Origin of the sequence: Pseudomonas sp. YL2 (genome assembly GCF_023063025.1) — a bacterium.
Classification (GTDB): Bacteria; Pseudomonadota; Gammaproteobacteria; order Pseudomonadales; family Pseudomonadaceae; genus Aquipseudomonas; species Aquipseudomonas putida_A.
The window spans coordinates 92,887-112,306 of the sequence record NZ_JAJSLU010000020.1 but is presented as its reverse complement, the minus strand read 5'-3'; the positions used below and the strand labels follow the sequence as shown (position 1 = coordinate 112,306).

Below are 19,420 nucleotides of genomic sequence, written 5' to 3'. Positions count from 1 at the left end.
CCAGCGAAGGCGGCCTGACTGCCGACCAATCTCCAACTGCCTGCACCCAACCCCACTGTAGGAGTGAGCCTGCTCGCGATGGCGGCCTGACAGCCGACCAATTTCCCACTGACCGCAGCCAATCCCACTGTGGGAGCGGGCTTGCTCGCGAAGAGGCCCGCCCAGCCACCCAACCTCTTTGGTCTGTTTAAAAATGTTCCAGATAACCAGAACCTTCCCACAAGGTTTTCAGGTTGCCCGTCGGAAGCGCGATCTCTAGCCTGAGTCTGTCGCTGCAAAAATCAGCGACCGGGTTTCGCAGCCCGGTTAAACTTCAGACGCACAGCGTCCATCATCCGAAAGCGGGCGCTTTTTTATGCCTGTGTCATGGCGGTTGTGCGCGGGATACCTTCGGGTATGCCGGGTGCCTGAAGTCCCGGTCTGCGAACCTGCGTACAGCTGCCACCCTACATTCGTTTCGCAGCGAACGGTGGCGGCTCCACTACTTCAGGAGTTCCACCATGTTCAAACACACCCCGAATCCCCCCGAATCCGCACCCGAAACCACCCCCGAACGGCCAACCGACCCCGTCTCGCCCTACGCCTTCCTTGACTCGCGCAAGCTCCACGACGCAGCCCTGCGTGCGCTCGATCACTACCTCCTGCCCCAGCCTGAAAAACAGCCCAAACCCGTCACTCAGCCCAGCACAATCTTCACTGTTCTCCCCGAAGTCGATTCCGAGACCCTGCTGGCCCATGCCTGTGAAACGCTGGCCTCGGCCAATGTCATGGCCAGTGAGTTGGCGTTTACCCTGAGCGGCCCGACGTGCAGTCAGCTTCTCGGTATCCAGCAGATGATTTCGCTCGCGGAGCTGTCGGTTAACCGCGTCCTCGATCAAGTCGATCCGCAAGGCTGACACGCAACAAAAAGCCCGCTGACCTTCACGGGTTCAGCGGGCTTTTGCGTGCAACGGCAAAAATTACAAGGTGCCGAACACTTTCTTCGCCAGCCCCGTCGCTGCAGCAGCCGGATTCTTGCGGATGGTTTGTTCCTGTTTGCCGATCATTTCGAACAGGCCATTGAGCGCTTGTTCAGTGACGTAGTTTTCGACGTTGGCGCTTTTCGCATCCACCACGCCCAAGGTCGCGGCCTGGCCGGCGAAGGCGTTGTACTTTTGTGCGACGCCGACTTTGTCGGTGGCTTGTTTGACGATGGGCAGGAACTTGGCGCGGATCTGTTCGCGGCTGGTTTTGTCCAGGTATTGGGTGGCCGAGTCGGTGCCGCCGCTGAGGATGCCCTTGGCGTCGGCCACGGTCATTTTCTTCACGGCGTCGACGAGGATCGGCTGGGCCTGGGTTACGGCGCTTTCTGCGGCCTTGTTCATCGCGGTTTCGAGTTCGTCGACCTGGGCGCCCATGCCGAAGGCTTTCATCTTGCCGGCGACTTTGCCGAGTTTGCCCGGCAGTTCGATTTTCACTTCCGGGTTGTTGCTGAAGCCGCCCGGGGTGCCGAGTTGTTTGACGGCGATTTGCGCGCCTTGGGTCAGGGCGTCCTTGAGGCCGCCGGTGGCGTCTTGTTGCGAGAGGTCGCTGAGCGACAGTGCCAGGGCGCTGGCAGAGATCATCAAGCCCGCGCACAGGCCGGCGAAGCGAAGGGTAGGGCGGAGCATGGCAGCTTCCTTGAAAGACAATTAGCGAATGGCGTCGACGCGGATTTTCAGCGGCTGCGGATCGTTGCCGTCCAGTTTCACGGCGTGGTTTTCGGTGGTGATGAACATCAACTCGCCGTTGACTTCGATGCGCGCGCTGACCGAGTAGCGGTGGCCGGGTTTGACCTGGGCCGGATCGTAACTCAAGTGGAACGGCAGCGGCACCTGGCCTTTGGCCGGGCCTTTCTGTTCGTCGAGGACCACCGCCGGGGCGTCGGCCAGCGATACGTCCTGCAGGCTCACGCTCAAAGTCGCGCTCGGTGGCAGGGCGATGCGTTGCAGGTAGAACACTTCGCCGTCGAGGCCGACTTTGCCGGCGGGGGTGGTCGACTGGCAGGCGCTCAACAGGGTGGCTGCGGCGAGAAGGGTGAGTTTTTTCATCGGGGCCTCTGAGACGGTTGCGCCGGAAGAATCCCGGCGCCGAAGGAAATCTAGCGGATTTTGGTGCCAGCGTCAGTGAACAAACGTAAGGGTTTTTCCAGCCACTGCATCAATTTATGAAACGACAGCGCGCTTGTGCTGGGCATCGCGGGAGCCAGTTCGACTTGTTCAGGTGAGATCACAAGACGTTGATGGTAGCGGTTTTCAATACCCGTCAGTGCATAGCGTTTACCGGGTATAACGCTGTCAGGATCATATTTCAGATAAAAACCGGAGACTGACTGTTCGTCTTGTTTGACATGCACCAGCTCAACTTCGGGAGACTCTGCTTCATGCAGACTGATGGTGACCGCTTCTTCTGGCGCAACAATTTCGGCTTCTTGAGCCTCGACATATAGAAAACCGATCGGGCTCAGGTGCAGGGTTTGGCGATGGGGAGTGTTGTTGACAGTGACGAAGTAGTCCTGCTCGATCAGCAAGGGTATTTGGTCATGAAGGATCTGCACATTGACTTGGTACCTGACGCCTACATCGCCGTAGTGATGAGGGAAGTCAAATTTCCAGCCGGCGTCGAAGATCGCAGCACGGTGCCAGTCCTTGATGTTAACAGGCGATTGGGAATTGAAAACTTTGACGCTGACAATGGTTTCATTGACACCATCGGCAGGTGCGTGGAATTCGGGCGGTAGACGGAAGTCCAGGATTACTGTGCAAGTTTCTTCGTTTAACAGGCTCATCTCGATATCCGTATCGTGATTGGTGGAGTGAGCCTATTAATCCATGAATCAACTAACGGGGCCATTGAAGTGCGGGCCCGTTAGTTGTCAGCAAGTTTCAGACTTGTGGTGTATCCGCTGTTTCGGCGGCATCTTCACTGCGATGCAAGGCCACTTGACGAATCGACAGACGAATCTCCGCCGGCAACACGCGTTTGGCAGCGCCTTCGGCCAGTTCGCCGAGCAGTTCGTGGTAGCTCAACTTCCCGGCTTCGTCGCGACGCAGCACGTCGAGGTCGAGCAGGGTCTGGATGAAGTGGCGGAACAGGCTCTTGTCGAAGAACTCCGGGGCGTTCAAACCGTGGAGGATCGACAGGCGCTGGGCCATGACCGTGCACAGATCCTCCAGCTCTTCGGCGCTGATGCTGTTCTGGCCGCTGTTGAGCAGCAGGGACACGGTCATGTAGAAGCGCTGCAGGGTCTGCGCGATGCTTTTCGACAGCAGGGTCAGCAGCACAAAGTGCCGCGAACTTGGCGCCGGACGCATGTACACGTCCTTCTCGAAACGCAGCAGGCCTTGCTCGACGAACGCTTCCAGCCATTGCTCGACCACGCCGTCCAGTTCCTCCAGGCTCCAGCGAATGAACAGCTCCGATTGCAAGTACGGATACAATGCGCGGGTGTAGCGCAGGATCTGCTCGCGGCTCATGCGCGAGGTGCTCTGGAAGAAGCTCGCCAGCAGCGCCGGCAGGGCGAAGATGTGCAGCACGTTGTTGCGGTAGTAGGTCATCAGGACGGCGTTCTGCTCGTCCAGATAGAGAATCTTGCCCAACGCATCGTTCTGTTCGGACAGCAGATCCATGTCCTTCACATGCTCGATCAGCGCACGGCCATCGCCTTCCGGCAGGGTCGTGTGCGGCGAGTAAGGGACTTTGCGCAGCAACGCCAGATACAGGTCCAGCACCCGCGCCATGGCTCGATCGTCCAGCGCCAGGCGGGTGGTCGACAGCAGCGCCAGCGCCACCAGGTTGACCGGGTTGATCGCCGCTGCTTCGTTCAAGTGCTGCGCGACTTTCTCGCCAAGGCGGTTGGTGGTCTCGTTGAGCCACGCCGGTTTGTACTGCGGGCCGAGTTCCTGCTGGCGCCAGTCTGGCTGTTCGCTGTCGAGGAATTCCGCGAGTTTGATCGGCTCGCCGAAGTTCACCGCGACCTGACCGAAGCGCTGCTTGAGCGCACCGATGACTTTGAAGATGTCGAAGATCGACTCTTTCTTCTTGCTCGCGCCACGCAGTTCGCCAAGGTAAGTACGGCCTTCAAGAACGCGCTCGTAACCGATGTACACCGGCACGAACACGATCGGCATCCGCGATGAGCGCAGGAAGCTGCGCATCGTGATCGCGAGCATGCCGGTTTTCGGTTGCAGCATGCGCCCGGTGCGCGAGCGGCCGCCCTCGACGAAGTACTCGACCGGGAAACCTTTGGTGAACAGGGTGTGCAGGTATTCGTTGAACACCGAGGTGTACAGCGGATTGCCCTTGAACGTGCGGCGCATGAAGAACGCGCCGCCACGGCGCAGCAGGCTGCCGATCACCGGCATGTTGAGGTTGATCCCGGCGGCGATGTGCGGCGGGGTCAGGCCGTTGCGGAACAGCAAGTACGACAGCAACAGATAGTCGATGTGGCTGCGGTGGCACGGCACGTAGATCACTTCGTGACCCTGGGCGACCTTCTGCACGCCTTCGATGTGGTTGACCTTGATCCCGTCGTAGATCTTGTTCCAGAACCAGCTCAGCACCACTTCGAGAAAACGGATCGCGGTGTAGGTGTAGTCCGAGGCGATCTCGTTGCCGTAGCGCAGGGCCTGGGCCTTGGCTTTTTCCGGGGAGATGTTCTCGCGTTCGGCTTCGTCGAGGATCGCTTGCTTGACCAAGGGCTGGTTGAGCAGGCCCTTGACCAGATTGCGCCGGTGGGAAATGTCCGGGCCGATGACAGCGGCTTTGAGGTTGCGGAAATGCACGCGCAGGATGCGCTGGGCCATGCGTACGGTTCGTTCGTGGCCCTTGTTGTGCTCGATCAGTTCGCGCAGGTGAATCGGCGCGGAGAACTGCACGCGGGTCTTGCGCCCCAGAACGATGATGCTCAGCAGCCGGCGCAGCCGCCCGGTGACCGCCCAGCTGTCGGCGAACAGCAGCTTCCACGGACTGTTTTCGCTGTCCGGCGACTGGCCCCAGAACACGCTGACCGGAATGATCTGCGCGTCTTCGGCGGCGTTCTGGGTCAGGGCGCTGACCAGACGGGTCAGGGTCGGCGGTGCGCCGCGCTTGTCCTGACGACCGAGCCAGTCCGGATCCGGCGTCAGGTAGAAAAACGCCGCCGGTTCGATCAACGGCCCCACCGACACCGGCAGCACCGGACGCGGCAGACCGGCCTTGGTGCACTCGGTGTCGACCACCGCCAGATCGGTGAGCGAAGGGTTTTGCAGGACGTAGAACACCGGACGACTGCGGTCGAGGTTGAGGGTGAACGACGACTGGTTGATCGTCTCCGAGCGAACCCAGAGGTACAACAGTCGGCGCAAGGTGCCAAACACAAGACGGCGGAACGGGGAACGGGTCATACGGCTTCTGCGTGAGTGAATAAAACCGAGCGTTTGCTCGGGAGGTCGACAGTTTGCCGTATTCACCGAAAATCGGCAAAAAAGCGGCGAAGTAATCTCCTGTTGAGACTTTTTGCGCCTGTCATATACTCGGCAATCTGTCGCCGGGGCCCTTTATGGACGTCGGGCGCAGGCTGACGTTCCGCAAAGGCTTTCCTGCGAAAAGCCTGTTCAATAATAAAAAAGGAGTATGAACAGATGGCAACACGTGAAACCGGCAATGTGAAGTGGTTCAACGACGCCAAGGGCTACGGCTTCATTCAGCGCGACGACGGGGTGGACGTGTTCGTGCACTACCGCGCGATCCGTGGCGAAGGGCATCGGTCGCTGACTGAAGGTCAGCAGGTTGAGTATGCGGTGGTGACGGGGGAGAAGGGTTTGCAAGCAGAAGACGTTGTAGGCCTGTAATACAACCCTTCAAAACACCCCAAAACCAAATGTGGGAGCGGGCTTGCTCGCGAATGCGTCGTGTCATTCAGCACATCTGGAGCTGATACACCGCATTCGCGAGCAAGCCCGCTCCCACATGGGATATGTGTTGCCCGGGATTACGCGGTTTTCCAGGTGATCTCTTCTTCACCGTCGGCGCTGATGCGAATCCAGCGATCAGCCGTTTCCTCACCCTCTTCCTCGACCCACGTGCCCGGTGCGCAACGCACCTCGACGTTCAGCGCGGCAAAGGCTGCACGGGCGCAGGCGATGTCGTCGTCCCATGGAGTCGCATCGCTTTCCAGGTACAGGCTGTTCCACTTGCCCACGGCTTTCGGCAACCAGGTCACCGGGATGTTGCCGGCCTTGCACTTGTAGGTCTGACCTTTCTGTACCCAGTCGCTGCACGGGCCCAGAGCCTCACCGAGCCAGGCGGAAATCGCCTTGTGGTCGACGTCGGCGTCTTTCAGGTAAATCTCGATATCCGGTTGGCGCATGGATGTCCTCACTGCGGGTCTGAAAAATCCATTCGCGGATTTAGCCGGCCCCGGGCACTTGCCCGAGACCAAAAGTTATTGAAGAACGAAATAATCGTAGCGCATCGATACGGTGGTCACGAACGGCTCGGCCTGTTCGATCACGGCGGCGCGGCGTTCGGCACTGGCGCGCCAGCCGTGGGGCGTCATCGCCAGCAGGTTGGCGCGATCCTCGGGCTTGTCCAGCGTCAGTTTGAATTCCAAGGTTTCGCTGTGCGCCAGCGCCATGCCTTCGGGCACCAGGGCCAGATGCTTGTCGTCGGTGTACTCGCGCACTTCGTCGTACAGGCGTTCGCGCAGTTCCATAAGGTGGCCGCTGGTCGGACCGACCTTCATCAGGCCGCCGCCGACGCTGAGCAGGCGCTTGGCTTCTGCCCAGTCCAGAGGGCTGAAAACGCTGGCGAGAAACTGGCAACTGCCCGACGCCAATGGCACGCGGGCCATGCTGGCGATCAACCAGGTGATTGCCGGATTACGCTTGCAGGCGCGTTTGACCGCCTCGCGGGAGATGTCCAGTGCGTAGCCATCGGCGTCCGGCAAAGCTTCGGCGATTTGTGCGGTGTAGTAACCCTCGCCGCAACCGATATCGACCCAGCGTGCCGGCGCATAACTTGCCGCCAGTTCGGCCAGACGCTTGGCCACCGGCGCGTAATGCCCGGCATTCAGGAAGTCGCGGCGCGCCTCGACCATCGCCTGATTGTCGCCAGGGTCGCGACTGTTCTTGTGCTGCACCGGCAACAGATTCAGGTAACCCTGACGCGCACGGTCGAAGCGGTGGCCGGCGGGGCAGACCACGCCGTTGTCGACGCTGTTCAGCGGTTCACTGCAGATCGGGCACGCGAGCATCAGGCGAGCAACTTGATCAGGGTCTGGTAATAGATCTCGGTCAGCACGTCGAGATCGGCCGCCAGTACGCGCTCGTTGACCTGGTGAATGGTCGCGTTGACCGGGCCCAGTTCAACCACTTGGGTGCCCATGGTCGCGATGAAACGGCCATCGGAAGTGCCGCCGCTGGTCGACGCCTTGGTCTCGCGGCCGGTGATGTCCTTGATGCTCGACGACACCGCGTCGAGCAGCGCGCCCGGCTCGGTGAGGAACGGCAGGCCGGACAGCGCCCAGTCGATGTGCCAATCCAGATTGTGTTTGTCGAGGATGTCGGCCACGCGTTTCTGCAGGCCTTCGACGGTGGATTCGGTGGAGAAGCGGAAGTTGAACACCGCCACCAGATCACCCGGGATCACGTTGGTCGCGCCGGTGCCGGAGTTGAGGTTGGAAATCTGGAAACTGGTCGGCGGGAAGAAATCGTTGCCGTGATCCCAGTGCTCGGCGGCCAATTCGGCCAGCGCCGGGGCGGCGAGGTGGATCGGGTTCTTCGCCAGATGCGGGTAGGCCACGTGACCCTGCACACCGCGCACGGTGAGCTTGGCACCCAGCGAGCCGCGACGACCGTTTTTCACCACGTCACCGACCAGTGTGGTGCTCGACGGTTCGCCGACGATGCACCAGTCCAGACGTTCCTTGCGCGCCACCAGACGTTCCACCACAGCCTTGGTGCCGTGGTGCGCCGGGCCTTCTTCGTCGCTGGTGATGAGGAACGCGACCTTGCCCTTGTGGTTCGGGTAGTCGGCGACAAAGCGCTCGGCGGCGACGGTCATCGACGCCAGGCTGCCTTTCATGTCCGCTGCGCCACGGCCGCAGAGCATGCCGTGTTCATCGATCACCGCGTTGAACGGGTCGATCTGCCAGGCGGTCACCGGACCGGTCGGCACCACGTCGGTGTGGCCGGCGAAGCACAGCACCGGGCCGTCGTCGTTGCCGTGGGTCGCCCAGAAGTTGTCCACGTCCTCGATGCGCATCGGCTCGAGGGTGAAACCGGCATCGCCCAGGCGCTGCATCATCTGCTTCTGGCAATCGGCGTCGACCGGCGTCACGGACGGACGGCGGATCAGGTCGATGGCGAGTTGAAGGGTCGGCGAAAGGTCGGCGTGGGCCGTCATGGAAAACTCCGGAGTCATGAATGTGGGCGCGGACTGACTGTAGGGGGGGGCACGAGGGAACACTCGGGAGTGGTGATGGGGGGGGCGGCCTGTGGGTGGGAGTGAGCGTGCTCGGGATTGGGGTGTGTCAGTCAACTTAAACATTGATTGTTACACCGCAATCGCGAGCAGGCTCACTCCTACAGGGGATAGTGTTCGGTCAGTCAGACCGTTATCACGCCAAGCCCCGCAAAATGGCGGTTATCTTAAAGCAAAACGGCGACCATTGGCCGCCGTTTAGTGGATCAAAGAGGAATTAGACGACAGGCGCCGGTTCAGGCGCTGTCGCAGGTTTTGGCAGCGACGAGAGGAACGCCATGATCAGCGCGGCCAGGTATGGCAGCGACTGCACCAGCAGCATTGCGACCCAGAAGCGCATGTCGTTGCTCGGAATGCCCTGCACCAGGTAGATCCCCAGCGCCGCGCCCCACAACAGCAGCATGATGAACAGCTCTTCACGCGCTTCGGAAATCGCCACCCAGAAACCATGGTTGTCGGCGTTTTTCGGCGTGCGGAAGAACGGAATGCTGCTGGTGAAGAAGCCGTACAGCACCGCTTTGGCGATGGTGTGCGACAACGCCAGGCCAGCCAGTGCGGCGCAGAACGCATCCTTGAGGTTCACGCCCACGGCGCGACGGTAGAGGAAGATGATCTTGCCGACCTTGAACACGAACAGCGCCAGCGGCGGGATTGCGAAAATCAGCAGCGGCGGATCGACCCGTTGCGGCACGATGATCATCGCCGCCGACCACAGCAGGGCGCCGACGGTGAAGAAGATGTTCATACCGTCCGCGACCCATGGCAGCCACCCCGCGAGGAAGTGGTAACGCTGGCCACGGGTCAGTTCGGTGTCCTTGCCGCGCAGCAGGCTGCGGGTGTGGCGCTTGATGATCTGGATCGCGCCATAGGCCCAGCGGAAACGCTGCTTCTTGAAGTCGATGAAGGTATCCGGCATCAGACCCTTGCCGTAGCTGTCGTGGTAATACGCCGCCGACAAGCCTTTTTCGAACACGCGCAGACCGAGTTCGGCGTCTTCACAGATGCACCAGTCGGCCCAGCCCAGCTCTTCCAGAACCGAACGCCGGGTCATGGTCATGGTGCCGTGCTGAATGATCGCGTCGCGGTCGTTGCGGGTGACCATGCCGATATGGAAGAAGCCTTTGTATTCGGCGTAGCAGAGCTTCTTGAAGGTGCTTTCGTTCTGGTCGCGGTAATCCTGCGGTGACTGCACCACGGCGATTTTCGGATCGGCGAAGTGCGGCACCATGTGCTTGAGCCAGTTCGGATGCACGCAGTAGTCGGAGTCGATCACCGCGATCACTTCGGCGTCCTTGGCGGTGTGCGGAATCAGGTAGTTCAGCGCACCGCCCTTGAACCCGGCCAATGGCGCAACGTGGAAGAACTTGAAACGCGGACCAAGAGTCGCGCAGTAGTCGCGCACCGGCTCCCACACGGCCTGGTCTTTGGTGTTGTTGTCGATGATCAGGACTTCATAGTCCGGGTAATCGAGGGCGGCCAGGGCGTCGAGGGTCTGTTTGACCATCTCCGGCGGCTCGTTGTAGCACGGTACGTGGATCGAGACTTTCGGTCTGTAGTCCGAATCGCCCACCACCGGCAGGAATTCACGCCGGCGCTTGTGGGTCCAGACCGCCTCGGCCAGTTCATGCGCTTCGGTCAGCAACACGATAAACACCCCGAGCGCACCCAGTGCCAGGAGGAAACCCACCGTCAGGCTGAACCACGTGCTGTATTGCTGGCTGTAGTCGTAACCGATCCACACCAGCACCGAACCGCAAAGGAACGCGATAAAGGTCAGGAAGGTGCGGCCACGCTGGCGCAGGGCCGAGCCGTCGATCATCAGCAGGGTCAGCGACAGCAACGCCAGCACCACCGAACCGATGGCCAGCACGCGCCATTGCGGGATGGCGACGACCGGGCCTTCGAAGTTGAATTTCTGCTGGCGCGCGGCGTTGAACACGCCCCAGTAGGCGCCCACCGAACCTTCGTCACTGGCCTTCCACGGCTGGTCGAACGCTTCGATCACGAAGTAGTTGAAGCCTTGGCGGTTGAGCTTGTTGACCAGTGTGCGCAGGTAGATCGCCTGATCCGCTGGCGACGCGTCGGCGCCACCGCGCATGCGCCCGTTGCTCGGCCAGCCGACTTCGGACAGCAGCAGCGGTTTTTTCGGGAACAGCTTTTTCAGGTCGCGGGCGCGGTCGAAAACGAACTGCCCGGCCTTGTCGACCGGAATGAATTCCCAGTACGGCAGCACGTGCGCAGCGATCAGGTCGACGTGCCTGGCCAGTTCCGGGTGTTCTTCCCAGACGTGCCACTGCTCGGAGGTGGTCACCGGCACTTTCACCGCTGCGCGCACCCGATCCAGCAGCACGCTCAGTTGCTCGGCAGTGATTTCCTTGCGGAAGATCGCTTCGTTACCGACCACCACGCGAACCACGCTGCGCGAGGTGTTAGCCAGTTCGATGGCGCGCTGGATTTCCCGCTCGTTGCGCTCCTGATCGGGGCTGATCCAGATCCCGAGGGTCACGCGCAGACCGAACTCTTCCGCCAGTTTCGGGATGTCCTGCAGCGAACCGTCGACCGAGTAGATGCGGATGTTGTCCGTCAGCTTGCTCATGATCTCCAGGTCGCGGCGCATTTCGTCGTCAGTCGGATACTGATCCTTCTGTGGGAATTGGCCCTGCTGGAATGGCGAATAAGAGAAACCGGAGATCTGCTCCGGCCAGTTGGGCGCGGAGACCGGGCGGTTGATCAGCGCCCAGAAACCGGTGAACAGGGCGGCGATTGCCAGAACCACCACCAGGTTGAGACCAAATTTACGCGATGACATAGCTATTTCGGGTTCCAAAGGCTGTGGAACGAAGGAACGGATCGGCTTACGCCAAAAGGGCGCGAATCCTACACCGGCAGTTCACTGCTCGTACACCGGGCAGGGAAATGCCCGACATTGGGCAGTCCAACCTGATTTAAGTTCTTTAGTAACAGCTTGTAAGAGAAAACTTTGTTGCTTAGTTATAGCAATTCCCAGTGGCGAGGGAGCTTGCTCCCGCTGGACTGCGAAGCAGGCCGCTTTCAAAGGGCCGCTTCGCGACCTGGCGGGAGCAAGCTCCCTCGCCACAAGGCTTGCGCAAAACGGCTGCGTTCACCGTTCATAGCGTCAAAGATGCTCTTGGCCGCCGACGGCCCTATAATGCGCGCCGGTTTTTGGGGTAATGGTCATGAGTACAGAAGATCCGCGGTTTGCAGGCATCGCCCGTTTGTATGGCATCGAGGGCCTCGAGCGCCTGCGTGCGGCCCATGTGGCGATTGTCGGCGTCGGTGGCGTCGGTTCCTGGGCGGCGGAAGCCATGGCCCGCTGTGGCGTGGGTGAGATTTCGCTGTTCGACCTCGATGACGTCTGCGTCAGCAACGCCAACCGCCAGTTGCACGCGCTGGACAGCACCGTCGGCAAACCCAAGGTCGAAGTGATGGCCGAGCGCCTGCGCGGGATCAATCCGGATTGCACCGTGCATGCGGTGGCGGACTTCGTGACGCGCGACACCATGGCCGAGTACATCACGCCGAACATCGACTGCGTGATCGACTGCATCGACGCGGTCAACGCCAAGGCTGCGCTGATCGCCTGGTGCAAACGTCGCAAGATTCAGATCATTACCACTGGCGGTGCCGGTGGGCAGATCGATCCGACGCTGATTCAGGTCTGCGACCTCAACCGCACGTTCAACGACCCGCTGGCCTCGAAAGTGCGTTCGACGTTGCGTCGCGACTATGGCTTCTCGCGCACAGTGACTCGCCATTACAGCGTGCCGTGTGTGTTCTCCACCGAACAACTGCGCTATCCGAAGCCGGACGGCAGCATCTGTTTGCAGAAGAGTTTTGTCGGCGACGGGGTGAAGCTCGACTGCGCCGGCGGGTTTGGCGCGGTGATGATGGTCACGGCGACGTTCGGCATGGTCGCGGCGACCAAGGCGGTGGACAAGATTGTGGCGGGTGTGCGGCGCCCGGCGGATCGGGTCAAGCCTCAGGTTTGATGCTGGGGCTGAAGACCTCATCGCGAGCAGGCTCACTCCTACAGGGGGACGCATTCCAATTGTAGGAGTGAGCCTGCTCGCGATGGCTGCGAAGCAGCCGCTTTATTTAGCCAACTTATTCATCCGCTGGAGCACGGCATTCAAGCCATTACTGCGCGACGGCGACAACTGCCGCGAAAGTCCCAGCTGATTGAACCAATCGGGCAGATCCACCTGCTGCAACTCGGCAGCGCTCAAGCCGTTGACTCGCAACAGCAGCAACGCCACCAACCCACGAATCATTCGCGCATCGCTGGCAGCGCTGAACTGCCAGTGACCGTCCTGCAACTCACCCACCAGCCACATTTGACTCTCACAGCCATGCACCCGGTTGGCTTCGCATTTGTCCGCGTCTTTCAGCGGCGGCAGACGATCGCCAAACTGCATCAGCAACCGCGCGCGTTGTTCCCAACCGGCGGCATTCTGAAAGGTCTGCAGCGCTTCGGCGGCGGCGAGCGGCAGGCTCATCGCAGCAACTCCAGGGCCTGATCCAGCGCTTCGAAGAAACGCTCCAGATCCTCGGAGTCGTTGTACAGCGCCAGTGACACGCGAATAGCCCCGGCCAGTTCGAAGCTTTTCAGCAACGGCATGGCGCAGTGATGCCCGGCGCGCACGGCGATACCTTGCTCGGTCAGCAGGTGCGCCAGATCGGCGTTGTGCACGCCCTCGACGACAAAACTCGCCAGCGCCAATTGCGGCTTGCCCAGAAGACGAATGCCGTTGCGCGCGGCCAGGCCTTGCAGCAGGTAGGCGTGCAGCGCCGCTTCATGGGCCGACACCGCGTCCTGATCCAGCCCGGCCAAATAGTCGAGGGTCGCGCCGAGACCGATCACGCTGGCGATCGGCGGCGTGCCCGCCTCGAAACCCAACGGGGCAGGGCGAAAGCGTGAATCATGATAGTTGGCTTCCAGCACCATTTCGCCGCCGAACTGCCATGGCTGCAGTTGCTCAAGCGCCTTGTTGCGCCCGAACAGCACGCCGAGACCATCGGGGCCGTACAGCTTGTGGCTGGAAAACACATAGAAGTCACAACCCAGCGCCTGCACATCGTGGCGACCGTGCACCACACCCTGGGCGCCATCGACCACGGTCAGCGCGTTGTGCGCCTTGGCCATCGCCAGCAGCGCCGGCAATGGTTGCCAGGCGCCGAGCACGTTGGACAGCTGACTGACCGCCAGCAAGCGAGTGCGCGGGGTGATCAGACGCACAGCGGCGCCGAGGTCGATCACGCCGTCGGCGTCCAGCGGCAGGATCACCAGTTTCAGCTCGCGACGCTGCGCCAGTTGCTGCCACGGCAGCAGGTTGGCGTGATGCTCCAGGGCGCTGATGACAATTTCATCGCCCGGGTGGAAAAGATGTTCCAGGCCATAGGCCAGGAGATTCAGCGCACTGGTGGCGCCATGGGTGAAGATGATCTGCCCGCTGTCACCGGCATTCAGCCACTGGGCAACCTTGAGCCGACTGTCTTCGAACGCCTGCGTCGCGTGCGCGCCGGGCAGATGCTGCGCACGGTGCACATTGGCTGCGCCGTTGGCGTAGTAATGCGTCAGTGCGTCGAGCAGGGCCTGGGGTTTTTGCGTGGTGGCGGCGTTGTCCAGATAGGTCTGGTCTTGCCGTTGCAGGGCGGCGATGGCCGGAAAGTCGGCGCGCCACGGGGAGGGAATCATCACAGTTTTCAGCCCTGGTGAAGAGGGGCGGGATGTACGCCGAACCTTGTGGGAGCGGGCTTGCTCGCGAATGCGTCCTGTCAGTCAATAAGTTGCTGAATGACACTACGCCTTCGCGAGCAAGCCCGCTCCCACAGGGGGGGATCATGTGGCTGCTTAGTTGTGAGCGTGCAGCGCTTCGTTCAGCTCGATCGCCGATTTGTGGGTCTTGCACTCCACGGCACCGGTTTCCGAATTGCGACGGAACAGCAGGTCGGTCTGACCGGCCAGCTCGCGCGCCTTTACAACCTTGACCAGATTGTTGTGCTCGTCCAGCAGCGCCACCTTGGTGCCGGCGGTCACGTACAGGCCCGACTCGACGGTGTTGCGGTCGCCCAGCGGGATACCGATACCGGCGTTGGCGCCGATCAGGCAGCCTTCACCCACCTTGATCACGATGTTGCCGCCGCCCGACAGGGTGCCCATGGTCGAGCAGCCGCCGCCCAGGTCCGAACCCTTGCCGACGAACACGCCAGCGGACACGCGGCCTTCGATCATGCCCGGGCCTTCGGTGCCGGCGTTGAAGTTGATGAAGCCTTCGTGCATCACGGTGGTGCCTTCGCCCACGTAAGCGCCCAGACGCAGACGTGCCGCGTCAGCGATACGCACGCCGGCCGGAACCACGTAGTCGGTCATTTTCGGGAACTTGTCCACCGAGAACACTTCCAGCAGCTCGCCGCGCAGACGCGCTTCCAGTTGCAGTTCGGCCAGTTCGCTCAGGTCGATTGCACCCTGGCTGGTCCAGGCCACGTTCGGCAGCAGCGGGAAGATCCCGGCCAGGCTTACGCCGTGTGGTTTGACCAGACGATGCGACAGCAGGTGCAGCTTGAGGTACGCCTCAGGCGTCGAGGTCAGTTGTGTGTCTTCGGCCAGCAGGGTGGCGACCAGTGGCTTGTGGCTCTCGGCCAGACGGGTCAGCAGCTTGCCTTGAACGGCGTCGATGCCTTTGACCGCTTCAGCCAGTTGCGCAGCCTGCGCAGTGGTGAAGGTGATGGCCTGGTTGCCTTCGGTGTAACCGAGGATCGGCGCAACAGCGGCGACCAGTTCGGCCGACGGGTTGAGCAGTGGCTGAGCGTAGAACACTTCCAGCCAGGCGCCTTGACGGTTTTGCGTGCCGACACCAAAGGCGATGCTGAACAGAGAGTTGGACATGTGAATACCTCTAGCAATAAGTGACGGGCTGCTTACTTGAGTGCGGCCGCGTAGATGTCTGGCTTGAAGCCAATCAGGGTTCGGTCACCGAGATCGAGCACTGGGCGCTTGATCATCGAGGGTTGAGCGAGCATCAGTTCGATGGCTTTCGACTGGTCGAGATCGGCTTTACGTTCGTCGTCGAGTTTGCGAAAGGTCGTGCCTGCACGGTTCAACACCGTTTGCCAGCCGTGCTCGTCACACCATTGGGTCAGGTGCTCACGGTCGATACCGGCGGTTTTGTAATCGTGGAAGTCGTAGCTGACAGCGTGTTCATCGAGCCAGGTGCGCGCCTTCTTCATGGTGTCGCAGGCTTTGATGCCGAAAAGGTGCAACGTTTTACTTGAAACGGTCAAGGAATCGCCCCCTTTACAGGTGCTGGAAAAAAATGGTGTCGGATTATGCCATGACCAAAGCGTTTCGTCGGCCACGGTTGTCGTAACGCTGCAAAACCTGTGGGCGCGAGCCTGCTCGCGAAGGGGCCATGACAGGCAATATTTCTGTTGAAGGAGACACCGCATTCGCGAGCAGGCTCGCTCCCACAGGGGTAGTGCGACATAGGTGCAAACGCCAGACGCATCCTAAGCGGCTAATATGGCAGTTCAACGCTGTCGATTGTCTGAGATTTCCGCTTTATGCAAACCGCTTATACCGTCCTGATCCTGCTGATGCTGGTCAGCGTTTCGCGGCTGGTCGGACGGGTCGTCCCGCTGCCGCTGCCCCTCGTGCAAATCGCCGCCGGTGCCTTGCTGGCCTGGCCGACACTGGGCCTGCACGTCGCGCTGGACCCCGAATTGTTCCTGTTTCTGTTCCTGCCGCCGCTGCTGTTTTCCGACGGTTGGCGCATGCCCAAACGCGAGTTCTGGCATCTGCGCGGGCCGATCCTGACGCTGGCGGTTGGCCTGGTGCTGTTCACCGTGGTCGGCGCCGGGTACTTCATTCACTGGCTGTTGCCGAGCATTCCGCTGCCGGTGGCCTTCGCGCTGGCGGCCGTGCTGTCGCCGACCGACGCCGTGGCGGTCTCGGCGATCTCGCAGAACCGCTTGCCGACACCGCTGATGCATATCCTGCAAGGCGAGGCGTTGATGAACGATGCCTCGGGTCTGGTGACGTTCAAGTTTGCCTTGGTGGCGGCGGTGACCGGGGTGTTCTCGCTGGCCAATGCCAGCCTGACGTTCGTACTGGTGGCGGTCGGGGGCTTGGCCGTCGGCGTCGCGCTGAGCTGGCTGGTCGGGCGCTTGCGCGCGTGGATGATTGCCCGGGGCTGGGACGATCCGGCCACTCACGTGGTGTTCATGTTGCTGCTGCCGTTCGCCGCCTATGTGTTGGCCGAGCGACTGGGCGCTTCGGGGATTCTTTCGGCTGTCGCGGCGGGGATGATGCAGAGCTGGCTCGATCTGCTGCCGCGGCAGACCAGCACCCGGCTACTCAATCGCAGCGTCTGGTCGCTGCTTGAGTTTGCCTTCAACGGCCTGATCTTTCTGCTGCTGGGTCTGCAATTGCCGGACATCATCAAGGCCGTGGTCAGCCACGAACCGACGTTGTGGCCGACGCTGATGTACCGTGGCCTCGACGTGGTGGCGATTTTCCTCGCGCTGGTGCTGTTGCGCTTTATCTGGGTGCAGAGCATCTGGCGTTTGTCGGTGCTGCTGCGACGGCTGCGCGGCAAGGGCGACCTGACGCAAGTGCCGACCGCGCGATCCTGCTGGTTGCTGACTGTCGGCGGAGTGCGCGGGGCGGTGACGCTGGCCGGTGTGATGTCAGTGCCGATGTTGATGGGGGCCGAGGCGTTCCCCGAGCGAGATCTGCTGATTTTCATCGCCGCCGGGGTGATTCTGTTGTCGCTGATTTGCGCCTGCATCGCCCTGCCGTTGCTGCTGCGTGGCATCGAGAAAAGCCCGGACGACAAACGTCGTCAGGAAGTGCGCGACGCCTGGCGCAAGACCGCCGAGGCGGCGATCCACGCGCTGGAAACCGAAGAGGTCGGCCCGCAGGATGCGGCGCAGGCCGCGCTCTCGGCGGAACTCAAGGCTCGGATCATGTCCGAGTATCGTCATCAGCTCGACGTGTTCAATGATTCGGCCGAAGCCCAGGCGCTGGCGTTCCAGATGGATCTGCTGGAACGCCGCTTGCGCTTGAAGGCGTTGCGGGCGCAGCGCCTGGAGTTGTATAGCCTCAGTCGTCAGCACCAGATCGGTGATGACGTGTTGCGTGAGGTATTGGGTGAGCTGGATTTGAGTGAGGCGAATCTGGGTCAGGTCAAATAGCCTGACACGGACCTGATGCGCTCACTCACTCGCGGGGCAGGGATAAGCGTTCGCCATGAAGATTTTGTCCTTTTCGCTGAGATCCAGATTAATGAAGAGCTGGAAGTCTCCGATGGTCCAGGACTGGCTGATGCGATAGTGCATGATCGACTTTGGATCGTATTCCGAATAAATGCTTTCGTCGGGATTGCCGCGGTCAAAGTACCAGTCGTGCAGGCGTTTGCGCGTCACGCTGGCCTGGGAGTCGTCTTCTTCCGGGTCGGCGGTGATTCCAAATTGTGCATAAATGGCTGGCTTGTCCCAGGGAATATCTGCCGTGGGATTGGTCTGTTCATGCTCCGCGCCCAGCATGTGACCGAACTCATGCATGACATTGGCTGCGAAGTAACGTGGCAGACTCGGATGCGGCCACAGTGTCATGGTCGGCTCATCGGGGTGTAGCAGAGCATCCGTACCTATCCGGGAGGAAAACGTTCCTTCCTGACTGAGTATGCGGATGTCGCCCACTTCACCTTCGACGAAATCGAATTTCAAGTTGATGTGCGGCAACCAGTTGCTGGCAGCGGCAATGGTCGCGTCCTTGAATTCCTGCGTGCCGTTGAGGAAGGCGATGCGAAGTGTGCTGCCGGGAGTCCAGAATTTTGCCGGATTGTTTTTAGCCCACATTTTACTGAACCTCCGAAGTGCATTTGATGGTGCGGGAGGTGCGTGTGGTTTCGGTTTTTTTGTTTGGTTGAGGCCGGGTTGAGTGCATAACTGAACATCCATGTTTTCGTTCGTTATATGTAACTTCTCGGATTGCTTGTTGTTCCCGGAAAGTCGCTTTGAATGAAGGATGCTAGTTGCTGCGCCTGAGCAAGTAAATTCGATATGTGTACGATTTTATGACGGGTTACCGTGCCAACAGAACTGGCACGGTAAAGATGTGACTCAACGTGGGTAAATCAACCGCATGAGCTGTTTGTCTTTATCACTGATTTCGCGATTGATCGGATTCGCCCAATTGCCAAGCGTCAAATTGTTAGGGATCGGATGGTGCATGATGGATTTTCGATCGTATGGCAAGTAAAGCGCGTCGGCATCGTCAAAAGGCGTAAATATATTGTCGTCAACTTCGCCTCGCGACAGTGGATTCATCGGTCTGTTCTGGTAGTAGTTGTAAACATTTTCTTTGTTCCAGGGGATTTGCGCCTTGGGGTGCTGGTGTTCGTGCATCGCGCCAAGTGCGTGGCCAAACTCGTGAATGACGACCGTCTCGAAGTCTTCGTGTTCGGGGTCGATGCCAAGGTTCATGGTTGGCGTGTCAGGAAACATATCCAGTGCATCGGTACCCAGAAATGAACTGTTCACCACACCCTCGGTGGCGATTCGAATCTCACCCTCTACGCCTTCAACGAACTCAAACTTCAAACTGATATAAGGAAGCCATTTTCCCGCGGCGGCAATGATTTTATTTTTGTGTTCCTGAGTTGGGTTATCCATGAAAGCTATTTTCAGAGTGTGTCGGCTTGGCCAAAGTTTGTCGTAGTGCACCAATGAGCGTTTTTTTCGGCTGTTGTTGAGGGCGCTGGATTTGAGTTCTTTAGCCGGTTTTTGCAGCGTGCAATATTGAAAGTTGTCCATGCTTTGTCTTGCTCCTTGATTTGTCTTTTTAGTTGTTTCGCGCATGCAAAAAACCACTGCGCGAGATTAAGCTTCGGGCAGTGTCTGGAGTAGTCGTAAAGTG

18 protein-coding genes are annotated in these 19,420 nt (G+C 60.3%); 4 read left to right on the top strand and 14 right to left on the bottom strand.

Annotated features, from left to right (window positions below; translation table 11 throughout):
- The first annotated feature begins 500 nt into the window (after positions 1–500).
- Positions 501–896, top strand: a complete 396-nt coding sequence (locus tag LVD08_RS23885; protein ID WP_027611012.1) for a DUF6124 family protein — start codon at positions 501–503, stop codon at positions 894–896.
- 63 nt (positions 897–959) lie between these two features.
- Here LVD08_RS23885 and LVD08_RS23880 read toward each other — a convergent pair whose 3' ends face one another.
- The 4 genes from LVD08_RS23880 to plsB form a co-directional block, all read right to left on the bottom strand.
- Entirely contained in the window at positions 960–1,649 is a 690-nt protein-coding gene (locus LVD08_RS23880) for a DUF4197 domain-containing protein (RefSeq protein WP_103368423.1), read from the bottom strand.
- Positions 1,650–1,670: 21 nt separating this feature from the next.
- A complete protein-coding gene (locus tag LVD08_RS23875) occupies positions 1,671–2,069 on the bottom strand; it encodes a YbaY family lipoprotein (protein ID WP_247269410.1) in 399 nt (132 codons plus the stop codon).
- A gap of 50 nt (positions 2,070–2,119) precedes the next feature.
- The gene (locus LVD08_RS23870) at positions 2,120–2,806 is read right to left on the bottom strand and encodes a hypothetical protein (RefSeq protein WP_247269409.1); all 687 of its coding nucleotides are present in this window, start codon (positions 2,804–2,806) and stop codon (positions 2,120–2,122) included.
- A gap of 97 nt (positions 2,807–2,903) precedes the next feature.
- Positions 2,904–5,402, bottom strand: a complete 2,499-nt coding sequence (plsB, locus tag LVD08_RS23865) for a glycerol-3-phosphate 1-O-acyltransferase PlsB (RefSeq protein ID WP_247269408.1) — start codon at positions 5,400–5,402, stop codon at positions 2,904–2,906.
- 237 nt (positions 5,403–5,639) lie between these two features.
- Here plsB and LVD08_RS23860 point away from each other — a divergent pair, with 237 nt between their 5' ends.
- Positions 5,640–5,849, top strand: coding sequence for a cold-shock protein (locus LVD08_RS23860; protein ID WP_003222087.1), 210 nt, complete (start codon positions 5,640–5,642; stop codon positions 5,847–5,849).
- A gap of 140 nt (positions 5,850–5,989) precedes the next feature.
- Here the strand turns inward: LVD08_RS23860 and LVD08_RS23855 are convergent, their stop codons facing one another.
- From LVD08_RS23855 to LVD08_RS23840, 4 genes are all read right to left on the bottom strand, one after another.
- A complete protein-coding gene (locus LVD08_RS23855) occupies positions 5,990–6,367 on the bottom strand; it encodes a hypothetical protein (RefSeq protein WP_007964251.1) in 378 nt (125 codons plus the stop codon).
- A 75-nt stretch (positions 6,368–6,442) separates the two neighbouring features.
- On the bottom strand, positions 6,443–7,252 hold the full coding sequence (locus LVD08_RS23850) for a putative RNA methyltransferase (protein ID WP_098967444.1): 810 nt from the start codon (positions 7,250–7,252) through the stop codon (positions 6,443–6,445).
- The gene (gene dapE, locus LVD08_RS23845) at positions 7,252–8,403 is read right to left on the bottom strand and encodes a succinyl-diaminopimelate desuccinylase (RefSeq protein ID WP_027611017.1); all 1,152 of its coding nucleotides are present in this window, start codon (positions 8,401–8,403) and stop codon (positions 7,252–7,254) included. The genes LVD08_RS23850 and dapE overlap by 1 nt, the downstream gene beginning before the upstream one ends.
- A 295-nt stretch (positions 8,404–8,698) precedes the next feature.
- Positions 8,699–11,290 (bottom strand): glycosyltransferase, encoded by a 2,592-nt coding sequence (locus LVD08_RS23840; RefSeq protein ID WP_247269407.1) that lies wholly within the window; start codon positions 11,288–11,290, stop codon positions 8,699–8,701.
- Positions 11,291–11,672: 382 nt separating this feature from the next.
- Here LVD08_RS23840 and tcdA point away from each other — a divergent pair, with 382 nt between their 5' ends.
- Positions 11,673–12,491, top strand: a complete 819-nt coding sequence (tcdA, locus tag LVD08_RS23835; protein ID WP_003222099.1) for a tRNA cyclic N6-threonylcarbamoyladenosine(37) synthase TcdA — start codon at positions 11,673–11,675, stop codon at positions 12,489–12,491.
- 102 nt (positions 12,492–12,593) lie between these two features.
- Here tcdA and LVD08_RS23830 read toward each other — a convergent pair whose 3' ends face one another.
- From LVD08_RS23830 to LVD08_RS23815, 4 genes are all read right to left on the bottom strand, one after another.
- Positions 12,594–12,998: a SufE family protein gene (locus LVD08_RS23830; protein ID WP_247269406.1), complete on the bottom strand. Its 405-nt coding sequence runs from the start codon at positions 12,996–12,998 to the stop codon at positions 12,594–12,596.
- Positions 12,995–14,200 carry an aminotransferase class V-fold PLP-dependent enzyme gene (locus LVD08_RS23825; protein WP_095138346.1) on the bottom strand — a complete coding sequence of 402 codons (1,206 nt, stop codon included), beginning with the start codon at positions 14,198–14,200 and terminating at the stop codon, positions 12,995–12,997. Before LVD08_RS23825 ends, LVD08_RS23830 begins: the two co-directional genes overlap by 4 nt.
- Before the next feature lie 153 nt (positions 14,201–14,353).
- The gene (gene dapD / locus LVD08_RS23820) at positions 14,354–15,388 is read right to left on the bottom strand and encodes a 2,3,4,5-tetrahydropyridine-2,6-dicarboxylate N-succinyltransferase (protein WP_085697324.1); all 1,035 of its coding nucleotides are present in this window, start codon (positions 15,386–15,388) and stop codon (positions 14,354–14,356) included.
- A 32-nt stretch (positions 15,389–15,420) separates the two neighbouring features.
- Positions 15,421–15,783: an ArsC family reductase gene (locus LVD08_RS23815; RefSeq protein WP_003222107.1), complete on the bottom strand. Its 363-nt coding sequence runs from the start codon at positions 15,781–15,783 to the stop codon at positions 15,421–15,423.
- Between the two features lie 279 nt (positions 15,784–16,062).
- On the opposite strand from LVD08_RS23815, the gene LVD08_RS23810 reads away from it, so the two are divergent.
- Positions 16,063–17,694, top strand: coding sequence for a Na+/H+ antiporter (locus LVD08_RS23810; RefSeq protein ID WP_027611022.1), 1,632 nt, complete (start codon positions 16,063–16,065; stop codon positions 17,692–17,694).
- A gap of 21 nt (positions 17,695–17,715) precedes the next feature.
- Here the strand turns inward: LVD08_RS23810 and LVD08_RS23805 are convergent, their stop codons facing one another.
- Positions 17,716–18,462: a hypothetical protein gene (locus tag LVD08_RS23805; protein WP_247269405.1), complete on the bottom strand. Its 747-nt coding sequence runs from the start codon at positions 18,460–18,462 to the stop codon at positions 17,716–17,718.
- Between the two features lie 162 nt (positions 18,463–18,624).
- A complete protein-coding gene (locus tag LVD08_RS23800; protein WP_247269404.1) occupies positions 18,625–19,317 on the bottom strand; it encodes a M12 family metallopeptidase in 693 nt (230 codons plus the stop codon).
- Between the last annotated feature and the right edge of the window lie 103 nt (positions 19,318–19,420).